Raw genomic sequence first — 15339 nt, forward strand, 5'->3', positions numbered from 1 at the left:
TTCCCTTCATTTGGATGTATGTCACCTTAGTCCATTTTTACTTCTGGTTCGCTCAAAAAAGTCTTTGCTAAAACTGGTATTCGTACCAATTGACCGTTCTTTCAAAGTAAGGCCCTTTTTAATAATATTTTCTCCATACTTATTTTGCAAGTGTTCCATCACTTCGTATAAAGGTTCTTTGTCAGCATCCTCTTCAAAGGAAAAGATATCGAGTTGTTTGAATGCAGATTCTTTTTCAATGACATCATAAGCCGTTACACCTAACAGGCGAATGGCCTCTCCATTCCAATTCTTCAAAAACAGCTCAGTAGCCCAATCCGAAATATCCGTTTTTTCAAAAAATGGATTGGAAACCATCTTACTTCTTGTAATGGTCCTCCAATTTTTATAACGGATGGTCACTCCAATCTTCTGACCTAGCAAACGTTTATTCTTCAAACGTACTGCAACTTTTTCCGAAAGCTTCTCCAATACCCCGACCAGCTCTCTTTGATTGGTAGTATCCTTAGGCAGGGTTGTCGAGTTCCCAATGCTTTTATGGTCAAAAATGGCCTCTGGATCAACAAGTCGCGAATCCATTCCGTTAGCCCGTTCCTTCAAACGGATGCCATTTATCCCTAGCAACTGTTTTAACTGGGTTTCGTTGGCCTTGGCAAGGTCTCCAATTGTCTGGATACCGATTGTCTGGAGTTTTTCTGCCGTTTTACCCCCAATCCCATGCATCTCCACCACCTGTAAGGGCCAGAGAACCTTGGGAACATCTCTTTTCCTTAGAACCGTGATCCCCATCGGCTTTTTCATATCCGATGCTGTTTTAGCCAAAAATTTATTTGGGGCGATGCCAATGCTACAAGGAAGATCCATTGTATTATATATACGCTCTTGAATACTTTTGGCAATTTCCAAAGGTGAACCCCATTCTGCACACTCACTGATATCCAGATACCCTTCATCGATGGAAACAGGTTCAACTATTTCCGTATACTGCCGCAATACTTCAAATATGGCGAGGGAAGCCTTTCGATATCGCTCAAAATTCGGCTTTTTAATGATTAATTGAGGGCATAGTTTTTTGGCCTGCCAAATGGGCATGGTCGTTTTAACACCATATTTTCTAGCTTCATAACTACAGGTAACGATGATTCCCCTTCTTTCTTCAACATTACCGGCAATTGCTAATGGCTTCCCTTTCAATGATTCATCATAGGACATTTCCACAGATGCATAGAAACTATTCATGTCTACATGGAGAATGACCTTTCCATTTTTAGGATACATATCCTTCATGTGACTGTCACATCCTTGTTGGTACAAATCTCAGGAAATTGGGTCCATATAAACTAAATCTTCTTCATTAAGATACCCCAATCTAACCTTGATAACCATTGAAGTAGTGCTTCATTCTAAGAAAAACAGTCATCATATTACTGATGACTGTACATATATTCCTGTATCCCTTTTATGTCCACTAAAGATGAACGAGTTTTTTTGGATCATTATTAATGTGACAAGTGACTTCCAATATTCGCTACACCCTGCATATATTCGGTTTTTTGGTGGCTAACACGCCAATTTACGATATTCTCGGGAAACTACTTCATCCATCTTCGCGTAATTATTCTGCCGAAACTTCCTGAATGATACTGATGACCATTTCAGCCAACTTTGTCAATTCTTCCACTGGAATTCTTTCATTCGTTGTATGAATGTCTTCATAGCCGACTGCTAGATTAACCGTAGGAATGCCAAATCCAGCAATTACATTTGCATCACTACCGCCGCCGCTTTTCACCAATTCGCATGGACGGCCAATTTTCTCTGCCGCTTTTCTTGCAACTTCGACCACATGGTCACCTGCTCCATATTTAAAGCCTGGATACATGACATTGACTTTCACTTCGGCCCGTCCGCCCATTTCGATGGCAGCAGTCTCGAAAGCTTCTTTCATTCTTGCTACTTGTTTTTCCATTTTTTCAGGAACCAATGATCTTGCTTCTGATAAAATTTCAACATGATCACAAACGATATTCGTTTGTTGTCCACCTTGGAAACGTCCGATATTGGCTGTCGTTTCATCATCAATGCGGCCTAAAGGCATTCTTGAAATGGCTTTGGCAGCAATCGTAATGGCAGAAACCCCTTTTTCAGGAGCTACGCCAGCATGGGCGGTCTTGCCTAAAATGGTTGCAGCTACCTTGGCTTGAGTAGGGGCAGCAACGACGATATTCCCAACTTTACCATCACTGTCAAGAGCAAAGCCGTATTTTGCCGTTACAAGAGAACGATCTAGAGCTTTTGCTCCTACTAACCCTGATTCTTCACCAACGGTAATGATGAACTCAATTGTTCCGTGCTCAATATTCTGCTCCTTAATCACTTTCAACGTTTCTAACATAACAGATAAACCTGCTTTGTCATCTGCCCCTAGAATCGTCGTTCCATCTGACACTATGTATCCATCTTTAATAGACGGTTTGATACCGTTACCTGGTACGACCGTATCCATATGTGATGTGAAATAAATGGTATCTACGCCAGGTTTCGTGCCTTTCAGCGTACAAATTAAATTACCAGCCCCATGACCCGTAACAGACATTGTATCATCTTCAAAAACATCCACGCCAAGTGCCGTGAATTTTTCTTTTAAAACTTTAGCTATTGCTGCTTCATTTTTAGTTTCTGAATCAATTTGCACCAATTCAAAGAATTCACTAACTAACCGTTCTTCATTAATCATCATTTAAACCTCCATAAAAGTAATCCTTTATAAGTATATCTCTAAAGCCGTTACCCGGCAAATAATCCGATAGGAAGATCTCCTTTCAATAAAAACATAAAAAAGCAAAAAAAGGAGCCTGGTTTCAGGCTCCCCTCATACTGGTACTTACAACGGAATATTCCCGTGTTTTTTCCATGGACGGGTTTCTTTTTTATTACGTAGCATTTCAAGCGATTGGATGATTTTAATTCTTGTTTCACGAGGGTCAATAACATCATCGACCATTCCAAGACTTGCCGCTACATATGGATTTGCAAACTTTTCACGATATTCCTCAATTTTCTCTGCACGTGTGGCTTCAGGATTCTCACTATTTTTAATTTCACGGGCAAATATGATGTTTGCAGCTCCAGCTGATCCCATCACCGCAATTTCAGCATTTGGCCAAGCAAACGTAAGGTCTGCCCCGATGGATTTACTATTGAGGGCCACATAAGCACCACCATAGGCTTTACGGAGAATGATCGTTAATTTTGGCACAGTTGCTTCTGAATAGGCATATAAAAGTTTCGCACCATGGCGGATGATCCCACCATGTTCTTGTTTAACACCAGGGAAAAATCCAGAAACATCTTCAAAAGTGATCAATGGTATATTGAATGAATCACAGAATCGTATGAACCTGGCAGCTTTATCAGATGAATCAATATCGAGTCCACCAGCCAACACTTTAGGCTGGTTACAAATAAGCCCCACTGATTTCCCTTTAATGCGTGCTAGACCAACCACGATATTCTTCGCAAACCCTGCTTGCACTTCCATAAATGAATCCTCGTCGACAATTTGATTGACCACTTTTCGGACATCGTATGGACGAATGCCTTCATATGGGACAACGTCCGTTAGATCTGGACGATAGTCGTCTTCATCTGTCGCTTCCAGAGCCGGTGGCTTTTCTTGGTTGTTTTGCGGGAGATAGCTTAAAAGACGTTTAACATCAGCTAAAACTTCTTCCTCCGAAGCACCCATGAAATGAGCATTACCACTGACCGTGTTATGTACCTTCGCTCCACCTAATCCTTCAGATGAAATTTTTTCCCCTGTCACCGTTTCGATAACTTTCGGTCCTGTAATGAACATCTGGCTTGTTTTCTCAACCATGAAAACAAAATCCGTAATGGCTGGTGAATAAACCGCGCCACCTGCACATGGACCCAATATGACAGAAATCTGAGGGATCACACCAGAATATATCGAATTACGATAGAAAATTTGACCGTATCCATCAAGGGAGACAACCCCTTCCTGAATCCGAGCTCCGCCAGAATCGTTCAACCCGATGAAGGGAGCACCATTTTCCGCAGCCAAATCCATAACATTGGCAATTTTCAGAGCATGCATTTCTCCGAGCGCCCCACCAAACACGGTAAAGTCTTGAGAGAACAGGTAAATGTCACGACCATTGACTTTCCCATAACCAGTTACTACTCCTTCTCCCGGTCCTTCTGCTTTTTCCATGCCAAAATTGGTGTTCCGGTGTTTGATAAAGGGATTCAGCTCAACGAAGGTACCCTCATCCACTAGAAGTTCGATTCTTTCCCTCGCCGTTAGTTTTCCTTTTTCGTGTTGCTTTTCAATTCTATCTTCCCCGCCGCCCATTTCTACCTTTCGGCGTCGATCGTACAAGTCATTGATAGTTTCATAGATATCAGTCATTTTTGCTCCTCCTTTAATTCAGTTCTTTCACATAGCTCATATAGGACACCCGACGTCGATTTAGGATGGATAAAAGCGACATCTGCGTGATGTGCCCCTTTTCTTGAAGTCTCATCAATCATACGAAGACCGGATTCTTTTATTTCCTGGATTCGATCCTCTATTCGCTCTACACCCAAAGCCACATGGTGAATCCCTTCACCCCGTTTTTCAATGAATTTAGCGACGGCGCTATCAGGAGATAACGCTTCCAATAACTCTAAACGAGTATTCCCTGCTAGGATAAATGCCACTTTAACGCCTTGGCTCTCAACCGTTTCTATTCCTTCAAGCTCCAATTTCAATGTTTCAGTGTAAAGCGGCAAGGCTTCCTCTATTGATTTAACCGCAATCCCGATATGATCAATATTCTTAATCATTTTACTATTCCCCCATACTATGTACTATTTTCACTCTATTGAATTTTCTATCAATTCATTATGTAACTATACCATTCTTTTGAATAATGAGAATATTGCACTTTTGCTTGTTTCTCCTATATGTTCAAGTTAAAATGAAAATAATCATACTGTTTGAGGAGAGAACATAATGAAAAATAAAAAAGTAAGAAAAGTTGTTGTCTATCTCATGCTTATCTCGATGTTATTGACGACCTTACTATCAGGCATCGCATTTTTATTGTAATAGGCTGCAGGAGGGGAGCTAAAAGCTTCCCTCTTTCTTATTTGATAGCCCCTATATTTCTGGCTAACGTGTTGAAACTTTCATTTGATAGAGTTATTAGAACCTTTGTCCCAATCGGAACCTTGTCATATAACCGCTCTACATCCGGTTTATGCATCCTCACACAACCATTGGAAATGTATTTCCCGATTGAGGATGGTTGATTGGTTCCATGTATCCCATAAATCCTGCCATCTGTATTCCTGGCATCAAAACCAATCCATCTTGACCCAAGCGGATTTCTGGGATCTCCACCAGGGATATTCTTTTTTCGATAGTAAGGATTAACCGCTTTTACCTTGACGGTAAATAACCCTTCAGGCGTCAATTCCTGACTCTTGCCTGTTCCGACTGGAAGTATCTCTTGTACCACGTTGTCGTCAATGAAAGCCAGTTTATTATTCGCTTTATTGATAATAATGAATGGCTCTCCGTGATTTACGGTTTGAGCAAGGGCCTGAGATGGTACAGCTGACAAGACAAGCAATAACAATAAAGAAAGGATTCGTTTCATTTCTATCAGTTCCTTTACTTTTTTGCTTAGTTTAAGCCAACGGCCTCTTTTTCATTCGATTATGACTCTCCTTAGGGAATCCCTTGAAAGAATGCTTAAGCAATAAATAGCGTTCCATTTCCTTCATAAGCTGCAATAAAGCTGCACGTGATTCAAACTCTTCCCGGGTTTGAGGAAGTTCCATCCCCTTAAAAAACTCTTCCATTTCCTCAAGTTGCCTCAAGTAAAGGATCGCCGTATTTTGAGGATGAACATTTTCAGCCAAATCCTCTATAAAGTCTGCCAATATACCGCTTTGCTTCACTCTTAAAGGAATATTTGTGACCAAAGGGAGAATCCTCTCAATAATTTCGAATTGCTTTTCCCTCATTTTGAAATAATGATAATGGAGATCTTCTTCCCGAAGAAAATGATTCTCCACATCCCTAAAGGCAAGACTTTTGGCTTCATTAAGAAGATTTGCTGTTTTTGTAATTTCCTTTCCATCCCATGTATGGTCATTATCCCGTAAATAGCGGACAACTGCCATTAAGATAGCACTAAAATTCATCTCAATTCTATCCTGGTAAGCAATTAATTTTTTTTCCACACTAGGCATGTATAGATTCATGATAAGTGCCACACCCACTCCAACGACAATCAAAATCGTTTCATTGACGAGCAGTGCAATAGTAATCTTTCCAGAGCCATAGAGATGTAGGATGATGACACTGCTTGTAACTATTCCCTGGCTAACATTCAAGGCAACTGTAGTCGGGATGAAGATGAGAAGGATTAGCCCGATTACAAGGGGATGGAAAGCTATACCCTGAAACAGTAAAGTAGAATAAAGCATTGCGATCATACAAGCCAAAAATCGATGCCAGGAGGCAAATACCGATTTCCTTTTTGTAACCTGTATACACAAAATCGTTATGATGCCAGCAGAAGAGAAATTATTCAAACCCAGCAATTGTGCAATAATAATTGCGATGGATGCCCCCATAGCAGTTTTAATCGTTCTATACCCGATTTTGAACATTGTTATGTATCACCTTGCTTCTTTCACTTCTATTATAATACTATCAGCTATTCAGATAATTTTACAGTCCTTTATGAAGGAAAATTCTAAATTATTAATAATTCATTATACCTATGATACATTATTTGGGTAAAATAAAAAAGGTAACTAAAGTTACCTTTTTTCACTACATGTTCATTTTTTTCATTTTAAAGCACTTTTTGAAGAAAATCTTTGGCACGCTGGCTTTTCGGGTTGGAAAAGAACTCATCCGGAGCACCTTCCTCAACAAGCAAGCCGCCATCCAAGAATAGAACCCGATCGGCCACTTCTTTAGCAAATCCCATTTCATGCGTAACAATTAACATTGTCATCCCGGTATGGGCCAGTGACTTCATAACGTCCAATACTTCTTTTACCATTTCCGGGTCTAATGCGGAAGTCGGCTCGTCAAACAGCATGACTTCCGGATTCATGGCCAATGCACGTGCTATGGCAACCCTTTGTTTTTGCCCGCCGGAAAGACGATTTGGATACGTTGTTTCCTTATCAGCCAATCCAACTTTATTCAAAAGCTCTCTTGCCTGTTTCACAGCGTCTGCTTTGGATAACTTTTTCACCTTCATAGGCGCATATGTCAGGTTCTCAAGCACCGTCTTGTGTGGGAATAAATGGAAATGTTGAAATACCATCCCGACATTCTCACGGACTTTCATAATATTAGTCTTTTTATCCGTAATATTTTGATCTTTGAACCAAATCTGTCCATCAGTAGGTGTTTCAAGCATATTGATACACCGGAGAAAAGTCGACTTTCCTGATCCGGAGGGACCGATTATCGCTAGGACTTCACCCTGTCCAATTTCTGTACTGATTCCTTTTAGAACGTTAAGTTTGCCATAACTCTTTTGAAGCTGATCTATTTTAATCACTGCGTCTCATTCTCCTTTCGATCACTTTACCTAAGATAGTGAGAATCATGACCATCACATAATAAATGAGACCGGCAAATAATATCGGCTCGAAGAATTTATAGGTCTCACCACCGACAATATAAGAACGGCGCATAATATCGCCTAAACCGATGATGGTTACCACGGCGGATTCCTTCGTTAAGGAAATGATTTCATTCACTAAAGAAGGGAGAATGTTCTTGATGGCCTGTGGCAAGATGATATTCAACATCATACTTGAATAAGGAACCCCAAGGGCAAGCGCGGCTTCCCGTTGCCCTTTATCGACCGCTAATATACCACCCCTGATGATTTCCGAGATATACGCGGCAGAGTTTAAGCCGAAAGCCAAGAAAGCAGCCTGAAACGCTTCGATTTGAATCCCTAAAATTTGTGGGGAACCAAAATAAATAAGCATTAATTGTAAAACTAATGGTGTACCGCGGAAAATCGATGTATAAAAGTCAGCAATCCAATTTAACGGCTTAATTCTGCTGATTTTCAGTATGGATAAGATGATCCCCAAAACAAAACCGATTACAGCCGCAACCGCCACAACTTTTAGTGTAGTCGGTATTCCCTCCATGATATATGGAAGGGAAGGCATAATCCTTTCAAAATCCAGATTCACTCCATTCATCCTCTCTTATAAAGACCTATAAAGGCCTTCCTTATTCACTTTATACTCAATAAAGCGTGGAAAAACGCTCAGAAGGCGTATTTTATCACTTCTGAACGTTTTCCCTTTTCTCTGTATTATTTAGTTTCACTGCCACCGAACCATTTTAGAATTAATTTTTCCATTTCACCATTTTCCAACATTTCGTTCAGTTCAGCATTGAAATCTTCCGTTAAATCACTGCCCTTTTGGAATGCAATAGCGGAACCAGCGTCTTCTTCCCCAGTTTCCATCTCATATCCTACTAAATCCGGATTGTCTTTCAAATATCCTTTAGCAACTGTATCTTCAATAATCACGGCATCAAAACGTTTCGCAACCATTTCCTGGATGATTTCAGGAATACGATTCCGTTTTTCAATCTTCATCCCGATATTTTCATTTTTATTCAAGTCATTTGCCAATGTCTCTTGAATGGAAGCAAGCTGTACGCCTACCGTTTTCCCTTTTAAATCATCTACCGTTTTTATCTTGCTGCCATCTGTCGTAATGATCATGTTTTTCGCTGTATAATAAATATCACTAAAATCAACGGATTTCTCACGTTTCGGTGTTGGAGTCATTCCAGAGATAACAAAATCCACCGATTTATTTTCAAGTGATGGAACAAGACTGTTAAAATCAATATCCTTCACCTGGATTTCATATCCTAATTTCTTACCGATCGCTTTAGCGATATCTACGTCAAATCCTTTGATTTCATCGCTTTTGGATGTTTCAACATATTCAAACGGTGGATAATCCGCAGATGTTCCCATTACTAGCACTTTTTTATCTTTATTACCTGATGTATTCTCTTCTTTTTTCTCTGAGGTTCCACATGCTGCTAAAATACCTACTAATAAAACAGAAGTAAGCAACAATGCTACCCGCTTTTTCAATTTCATCATTATTCCTCCAAGTAGTTTTTGATTCTTGTATGAGCCAATGGCCAAATTACGATAAACTTAAACTCGTATGCGAACTAATATTCATGCACTCTTGTGTATTTTAACACATTCTTATAATTATTCAATAAGCTTAATGAAAAATTTATTTTTTAGAATATTATTTTAACCAAATTCTAATATAATACTCTACCTACTACAAAATACACCTGGTTAACCAACCAATTTCTTCCGATTCCAACTGATTCCAAGCAAATTCACCAATAAAAAAACCGCCAAACTCGGCGGTTTTCCTAAAAGATACTAGTAAGCTTAATGCATAAGCAAAGTCTTACACTTCTTCACAATATTCATCGAAGTAAGCTTGCAATTTTTCCACTACAGACATTGGATGATGACCCTCGATTTCATGACGCTCAATCATCGTGATGATTTTTCCATCTTTCAGAAGAGCGAATGATGGTGATGATGGTGGATATCCTTCGAAATAATCACGGGCCTTCTCAGTCGCTTCCTTATCTTGACCTGCAAAAACAGTTACAAGCTGATTAGGACGTTTATCGTTATGAATCGCATGGGCTGCAGCTGGTCTAGCAATTCCCCCAGCACAACCACAAACGGAATTGACCATAACTAGCGTCGTACCCTTTTGGGCCAATACATCTTCTACTTCCTCAGCAGTCGTCAGTTCTGTATATCCAGCAGTCTTAATCTCATCGCGAGCTTGTTTGACCACGTCATTCATTAAAAAATTGAAATCCATATTCATAGTATAGTGCTCCTTCCAGCTTTTTCTCTTCACCACTATCATAACAATTGACGAAGCCCGATTCAATCAATTTAACTGGCCATGATTAAAAACATCAAGATTCCAATTGGTGATAAGAAAGGGAGAGCTATATCCGTTCGTTATCTGTGGGACCGCATTCATTCGAACTTAAGGATTCAGAGAACGATTGAAATGCTTGTTGTACGGCTTTAGTGACCGTTTTATTACCGGACATCACTTCATTTTCAAGCTTGGGCAGTAAGCCTTTGACAGTATCATTTTTATAGAACATGGTTTTAAGCTGATGGTCTATTAATGAATACAACCACTCTTTGGATTGCATTCTTCTCCGTTCCTGAAAAACACCCGATAACTTTGTTGTCTGCGAAAAGTCCTGTAATACGTCCCAAATTTCAGGAATCCCTTTTCCTGTAACAGAAGAACATGTATACGCTTTTCCAGCCCACCCCTTAGTGGCAGGCTGAAGGAAATGGAGAATACGACTGTATTCCGACCTTGTCCTGTTCGCAAGCGGAATGTTTTCACCGTCTGCTTTATTGACCACTATACCATCAACAAGTTCCATGATTCCTTTTTTCATGCCCTGCAATTCATCTCCGGCTCCTGTTAGGACAAGCAACATGAAAAAGTCGACCATACTTCGGACAATCGCTTCACTCTGCCCTACACCCACCGTTTCAATCAAAATCACATCAAAACCGGCCGCCTCACAAAGTAACATCGTTTCCCTCGTTTTCCTATGCACCCCACCCAAAGTTCCTTCTGATGGGGAAGGTCGGATAAAAGCTTGAGGATTCCGTGCCAGTTCCTCCATCCTCGTCTTATCCCCAAGGATGCTCCCTCCATTAATCGAGGAACTTGGATCGACAGCGAGTACCGCAACCTTATATCCTTTATTACATAAAAACGTTCCAAAGGTTTCGATGAATGTACTTTTACCAGCCCCAGGGACACCTGAAATGCCGATGCGGAGCGAAGCACCTGTGTGTGGGAGAATTGAGTGCAAAAGTTCTTGTGCCAACTCGAAATGATGTTCGGCATTGCTTTCCACTAATGTGATCCCTTTAGCAAGCTTTGCTCTCTCCCCTGTCAAGATTCCATCTTTCAATTGCGGTATCGAGATTCTCTCATTTTTCTTTTTGATAAATCTACTTTTTGATGCTTTATTATGACCAGCATCCAATTCCACACCTGGCTTTAACGAAGAAGCAAAACCATCCTGATTGTTAGGATCGACCCATTCCGGCTTCTTATCTTCACTCATTACTGTGCCACTTCCTCATATCCTAGGCGATGGTATATTTCTTGTAGCACTTTTTTAGCTGCCTGTGGGATGACCGTGCCAGGTCCAAAAATCGCTGATGCGCCGTTTTGCATTAAATAATCATAATCTTGTGCTGGGATGACTCCACCGACAATGACGATAATGTCTTCCCGGCCCAATTTCTTCAACTCGGCCATCAATTGCGGCAATAGTGTTTTGTGGCCGGCAGCGAGCGAGCTCATCCCAACAACATGCACATCATTTTCCACAGCCTGAAGAGCGGTTTCCTCCGGTGTTTGGAATAGTGGCCCGATGTCAACATCGTAGCCTAAATCAGCAAACCCCGTACCAACCACTTTCGATCCTCGATCATGGCCGTCCTGCCCCATCTTAGCCATCAATAAACGAGGGCGTCTGCCTTCATTTTCAAGAAATTCGTCAGTCATGGCAATTACTTCTTCAATTTCCGCCTCTTTCGAATAAGCTGAGCTATAAACACCACTAATAGAACGGATGGTGGCCTTATGGCGACCAGCCACTTCTTCAATTGCATCGGAAATTTCCCCAAGTGAAGCGCGGACTCGAGTTGCCTGTACTGCCAATTCAAGCAAGTTACCTTCACCAGTTCGTGCCGCTTGCGTCAATGCCTGAAGAGCTTCATCGACTTTCGCCTGATCTCTTTTTTCTTTAAGGATGCTTAAACGCTTAAGTTGACTTTCGCGGACGGCGGTATTATCTATCTCCAAGATTTCAATCGCATCTTCTTTTTTCAGGCGATATTTATTGACACCCACGATTGTTTCATCTTGAGAATCGATTTTAGCTTGACGTTTTGCTGCCGCTTCTTCAATCCTCATTTTCGGAAGACCGGTTTCAATCGCCTTTGCCATGCCCCCAAGACCTTCAATTTCTTCGATATGAGCCCAAGCCCTTTCAATCAGTTCATTTGTTAGCGATTCGACATAATAAGAACCTGCCCATGGATCGATGACCTTTGTAATGCCAGTCTCCTCTTGAAGATAAAGCTGTGTATTCCGGGCAATACGTGCTGAGAAATCGGTTGGAAGGGCAATGGCCTCATCCAATGCGTTCGTATGCAAAGATTGGGTATGGCCCAAGGCAGCTGCATGCGCCTCGATCAGTGTTCGTGCTACATTATTGAAAGGATCTTGCTCTGAAAGGCTCCACCCCGATGTTTGGGAGTGTGTTCGTAAAGCCATCGCTTTCTTATTCTTCGGTTCAAACTGTTTCATTAGTTTTGACCATATGAACCGTCCCGCTCTCATTTTTGCCACTTCCATGAAATAGTTCATTCCAACAGCCCAGAAGAACGACAAACGAGGGGCAAATTTATCAATATCGATACCGGCTTTCATTCCTGTCCTTGCATATTCCAGGCCATCCGCCAACGTATAAGCAAGCTCGATATCCGCAGGTGCTCCAGCTTCTTGTAGGTGATAACCGGAAATGGATATAGAATTGAACTTTGGCATATATTTTGAAGTATATTCAAATATATCAGCAATGATTTTCATCGACATCTCGGGTGGATAGATATACGTATTCCTAACCATGTATTCCTTTAAGATATCATTTTGAATGGTACCAGAAAGCTTATCCTGGGTGACTCCCTGCTCCTCGGCTGTAACGATATAAAAAGCAAGAATAGGTAAAACCGCTCCATTCATTGTCATGGATACCGACATTTGATCGAGTGGTATTCCATCAAATAGGATCTTCATATCCAAAATCGAGTCTATCGCCACACCCGCTTTTCCTACATCCCCAACAACACGAGGATGATCCGAATCATAGCCGCGATGTGTTGCCAAATCGAAGGCCACCGAGAGACCCTTTTGACCCATCGCTAAATTCCTGCGGTAAAATGCGTTGGATTCCTCTGCAGTTGAGAACCCTGCATATTGTCGTACTGTCCATGGCCGGTTCACATACATGGATGGATAGGGTCCCCTTGTATATGGAGCAATTCCCGGTACACTTTCCATGTGCTCCAAATTCTGACTATCTTCTTTCATATATAATGGTTTAACCTTGATTTGTTCATTCGTTTCGAATAAAAGTTCCTCGATGTTTTGTCCAACTGCTGCTTCTGCCTCTTGTTTCCATAATTCAACTGTTCCTTTACGCTCAGACTTAGCAGGATTTATGGTAGAGAAATTTGGTTTTTTCATTGTTCATTCACCCCTAGCTCTTGTAGTAGTTCTGTCAAGACCGCCACAACATTCGTTTTAACATGGATAAAGTCGTCCGCTCCAGACTCCAATAAAACGGTCTCCAATTCTGCCGATTGCTTTCCAGCGACATATAGCTTGATGTGTGGGTATTGCTGTTTAATCTCTTTTATGATGGATTCCGCCTTATCCGAGTAATCAAGATCACTTCCACATACACAGTATATGGAAAGCTTAGTTTCAGCTATATAATCCACCGCTTCCTTACTATCATGGCATCCTTCACTTTCCATCGTTTCAATTCCACCGGCTGCAACAAAGCCTTTTATAAAATCAGCACGAGGCTTATAAGATTTAAGTTCATTCAAGTTAATAAGGCCGATTGTCGGTGCTTTCCCGCCATTTTGTTTACACTCTTCACTTCGTAATCTTAACTGTTCAAATTGGGATGATATACGATCTAACTTGATTGGTGTAATATCTACTGGCCCCTGAACCACCATATATGATCTCTGTGTTTCAGTTGTAGGAACTTTGATTTTATCGGTAGGGTTCGGATAAACGTTGGTACCAATAATACTTTCTTTCCGTAGTGCCGCATTCTGGACCCTTTCCTCGTAGACTTTTGCTATGTCTGCTTGTAAAGCCCCTTGCATAATGGCATCAAGTACCCCGCCTGCCTCGTCAATCTCAAGGAACTTCACCCATGCTTTATCAGCCAATTCATCCGTCAATTGCTCGACATACCAAGATCCGCCGGCAGGATCGACCACCGTTGTGATATTCGTTTCCTCTTTAAGGATTAAATGCGTGTTGCGTGCTATTCTTTCCGAAAATTCATTACACTCACCTGAAGCATGATTAAATGGATGGATCTGCAAGTACTGAATCCCTCCAATTGCTGCAGCAAATGCTTGATTCGTGGTCCGCAGAATATTCACATGTTGATCATAGAGCGTTTCTGTCAACTCGGATGTAACTGCATGTATAACCATTTTAAAATACTCGGCATCCTCTTCAAAAGCTTCCGCTAGACCAGCCCAAAGTCTTCTAGCCGCCCGTATCTTCGCAATCGACATAAAGTAATTGGAATCCACTGCAAAGGAAAACACGATCTTTCCGACAATATCCCGTACGGAAATCCCTTGTTTTTGCCCTTCCCATATATATTGGACAGCAACTGCCAATCCATAGGCAAGCTCTTGAATTGCATTGGCTCCTCCATTATGAAAACTAGCCGTGTTAACAAGAATTGACTTTAAGTCCGGACCAATCTGTTGATAATCTTGGATTGTTTTTGCCCATTCTGCAAAATATGTTTCTGTATCTTCAGGAACTTGACCACCGACTAACCATTCTGCAATCGGATCTTCTGCAAGCACACCCTTAATTTGCGCATTTTGTTGATTTGCAACAGCTTTGAATTGAGGGAATAGTTCCTTTTGCTTTCCCTTCAGGTCAATGAAAACGGGAAGTTCATTTAATGATAGGCCATTAAAAAGTTTTGAAACCCTCGCACCCTCCGCAAGAAGATGAGCTGGATAGACGATAATATTCTGACCGCGCTCTAGTGCGGCGTGCATCTTTTCATTTGCCTCGTCAGCCGTGATACCGCTTACAGGATGTACGACAAACCATGGCTGCTCGTAATAACCGGTCGGAGCAATTCCACGTGTAAAGGGAGCAAATCCGGGAAGCTCTGTTTGTTCTCCATCTGAAACAGATTCCTCTGTATAGAGGGGATTTAAAGTAATGCCTTCATATGTATTCGTTTTTAATTTTTCGACACTTCTGCCTTTTAAACTAGTTTCTGCCGCTTCCTTCCACTCTTCTAATGAAGGTTTTGGAAAGGATATGTTTTTTACATCTTTCAATTCCATTTTAATCGCTCCCTTATATTTT

Annotated in this window: 14 protein-coding genes; 1 reads left to right on the top strand and 13 read right to left on the bottom strand. The window is 41.2% G+C overall.

The annotated features are described in order from the left end of the window. Window positions 1–21: 21 nt before the first annotated feature. From AC503W_RS12520 to mce, 4 genes are all read right to left on the bottom strand, one after another. Complete coding sequence (locus tag AC503W_RS12520; RefSeq protein WP_402956597.1) at window positions 22–1287, bottom strand: DNA polymerase IV; 1266 nt, start codon at window positions 1285–1287, stop codon at window positions 22–24. A 328-nt stretch (window positions 1288–1615) separates the two neighbouring features. Then, entirely contained in the window at window positions 1616–2737 is a 1122-nt protein-coding gene (locus AC503W_RS12525; protein WP_402956969.1) for a tripeptidase T, read from the bottom strand. Between the two features lie 147 nt (window positions 2738–2884). Beyond that, window positions 2885–4435 (bottom strand): acyl-CoA carboxylase subunit beta, encoded by a 1551-nt coding sequence (locus tag AC503W_RS12530; protein ID WP_402869359.1) that lies wholly within the window; start codon window positions 4433–4435, stop codon window positions 2885–2887. After that, a complete protein-coding gene (mce, locus tag AC503W_RS12535; RefSeq protein ID WP_402869361.1) occupies window positions 4432–4854 on the bottom strand; it encodes a methylmalonyl-CoA epimerase in 423 nt (140 codons plus the stop codon). The genes AC503W_RS12530 and mce overlap by 4 nt, the downstream gene beginning before the upstream one ends. 169 nt (window positions 4855–5023) lie before the next feature. On the opposite strand from mce, the gene prli42 reads away from it, so the two are divergent. Then, on the top strand, window positions 5024–5119 hold the full coding sequence (gene prli42 / locus AC503W_RS12540) for a stressosome-associated protein Prli42 (RefSeq protein ID WP_402869363.1): 96 nt from the start codon (window positions 5024–5026) through the stop codon (window positions 5117–5119). 37 nt (window positions 5120–5156) lie between these two features. On the opposite strand, the gene AC503W_RS12545 is transcribed toward prli42, so the two are convergent. The 9 genes from AC503W_RS12545 to AC503W_RS12585 form a co-directional block, all read right to left on the bottom strand. Beyond that, the gene (locus AC503W_RS12545; RefSeq protein WP_402869365.1) at window positions 5157–5672 is read right to left on the bottom strand and encodes a L,D-transpeptidase; all 516 of its coding nucleotides are present in this window, start codon (window positions 5670–5672) and stop codon (window positions 5157–5159) included. Window positions 5673–5703: 31 nt separating this feature from the next. Continuing rightward, window positions 5704–6693, bottom strand: coding sequence for an aromatic acid exporter family protein (locus AC503W_RS12550; protein WP_402956594.1), 990 nt, complete (start codon window positions 6691–6693; stop codon window positions 5704–5706). 188 nt (window positions 6694–6881) lie between these two features. Beyond that, window positions 6882–7604 carry an amino acid ABC transporter ATP-binding protein gene (locus AC503W_RS12555; protein ID WP_402956592.1) on the bottom strand — a complete coding sequence of 241 codons (723 nt, stop codon included), beginning with the start codon at window positions 7602–7604 and terminating at the stop codon, window positions 6882–6884. Further along, window positions 7597–8256 (bottom strand): amino acid ABC transporter permease, encoded by a 660-nt coding sequence (locus tag AC503W_RS12560; RefSeq protein ID WP_402869370.1) that lies wholly within the window; start codon window positions 8254–8256, stop codon window positions 7597–7599. Before AC503W_RS12560 ends, AC503W_RS12555 begins: the two co-directional genes overlap by 8 nt. A gap of 125 nt (window positions 8257–8381) precedes the next feature. Next, on the bottom strand, window positions 8382–9185 hold the full coding sequence (locus tag AC503W_RS12565) for a transporter substrate-binding domain-containing protein (protein WP_402956967.1): 804 nt from the start codon (window positions 9183–9185) through the stop codon (window positions 8382–8384). 337 nt (window positions 9186–9522) lie between these two features. Next, the gene (locus tag AC503W_RS12570) at window positions 9523–9960 is read right to left on the bottom strand and encodes a BrxA/BrxB family bacilliredoxin (protein ID WP_402869372.1); all 438 of its coding nucleotides are present in this window, start codon (window positions 9958–9960) and stop codon (window positions 9523–9525) included. Between the two features lie 127 nt (window positions 9961–10087). Beyond that, on the bottom strand, window positions 10088–11245 hold the full coding sequence (gene meaB / locus AC503W_RS12575; RefSeq protein WP_402956589.1) for a methylmalonyl Co-A mutase-associated GTPase MeaB: 1158 nt from the start codon (window positions 11243–11245) through the stop codon (window positions 10088–10090). Further along, window positions 11245–13437, bottom strand: a complete 2193-nt coding sequence (gene scpA, locus AC503W_RS12580) for a methylmalonyl-CoA mutase (RefSeq protein WP_494914335.1) — start codon at window positions 13435–13437, stop codon at window positions 11245–11247. Before scpA ends, meaB begins: the two co-directional genes overlap by 1 nt. Beyond that, window positions 13434–15317, bottom strand: coding sequence for a methylmalonyl-CoA mutase family protein (locus tag AC503W_RS12585; protein WP_494914336.1), 1884 nt, complete (start codon window positions 15315–15317; stop codon window positions 13434–13436). Before AC503W_RS12585 ends, scpA begins: the two co-directional genes overlap by 4 nt. Window positions 15318–15339: the final 22 nt, after the last annotated feature.

This window comes from Peribacillus suis, from assembly GCF_059384845.1.

Coding starts and splice junctions, on each gene's coding strand:
- scpA (WP_494914335.1), bottom strand. CDS start 13,437: ATGAAAAAACCAAATTTCTCTACCATAAATCCTGCTAAGTCTGAGCGT.
- mce (WP_402869361.1), bottom strand. CDS start 4,854: ATGATTAAGAATATTGATCATATCGGGATTGCGGTTAAATCAATAGAG.
- AC503W_RS12585 (WP_494914336.1), bottom strand. CDS start 15,317: ATGGAATTGAAAGATGTAAAAAACATATCCTTTCCAAAACCTTCATTA.
- AC503W_RS12520 (WP_402956597.1), bottom strand. CDS start 1,287: ATGAAGGATATGTATCCTAAAAATGGAAAGGTCATTCTCCATGTAGAC.
- prli42 (WP_402869363.1), top strand. CDS start 5,024: ATGAAAAATAAAAAAGTAAGAAAAGTTGTTGTCTATCTCATGCTTATC.
- AC503W_RS12530 (WP_402869359.1), bottom strand. CDS start 4,435: ATGACTGATATCTATGAAACTATCAATGACTTGTACGATCGACGCCGA.
- AC503W_RS12525 (WP_402956969.1), bottom strand. CDS start 2,737: ATGATTAATGAAGAACGGTTAGTTAGTGAATTCTTTGAATTGGTGCAA.
- AC503W_RS12570 (WP_402869372.1), bottom strand. CDS start 9,960: ATGAATATGGATTTCAATTTTTTAATGAATGACGTGGTCAAACAAGCT.
- AC503W_RS12545 (WP_402869365.1), bottom strand. CDS start 5,672: ATGAAACGAATCCTTTCTTTATTGTTATTGCTTGTCTTGTCAGCTGTA.
- AC503W_RS12550 (WP_402956594.1), bottom strand. CDS start 6,693: ATGTTCAAAATCGGGTATAGAACGATTAAAACTGCTATGGGGGCATCC.
- meaB (WP_402956589.1), bottom strand. CDS start 11,245: ATGAGTGAAGATAAGAAGCCGGAATGGGTCGATCCTAACAATCAGGAT.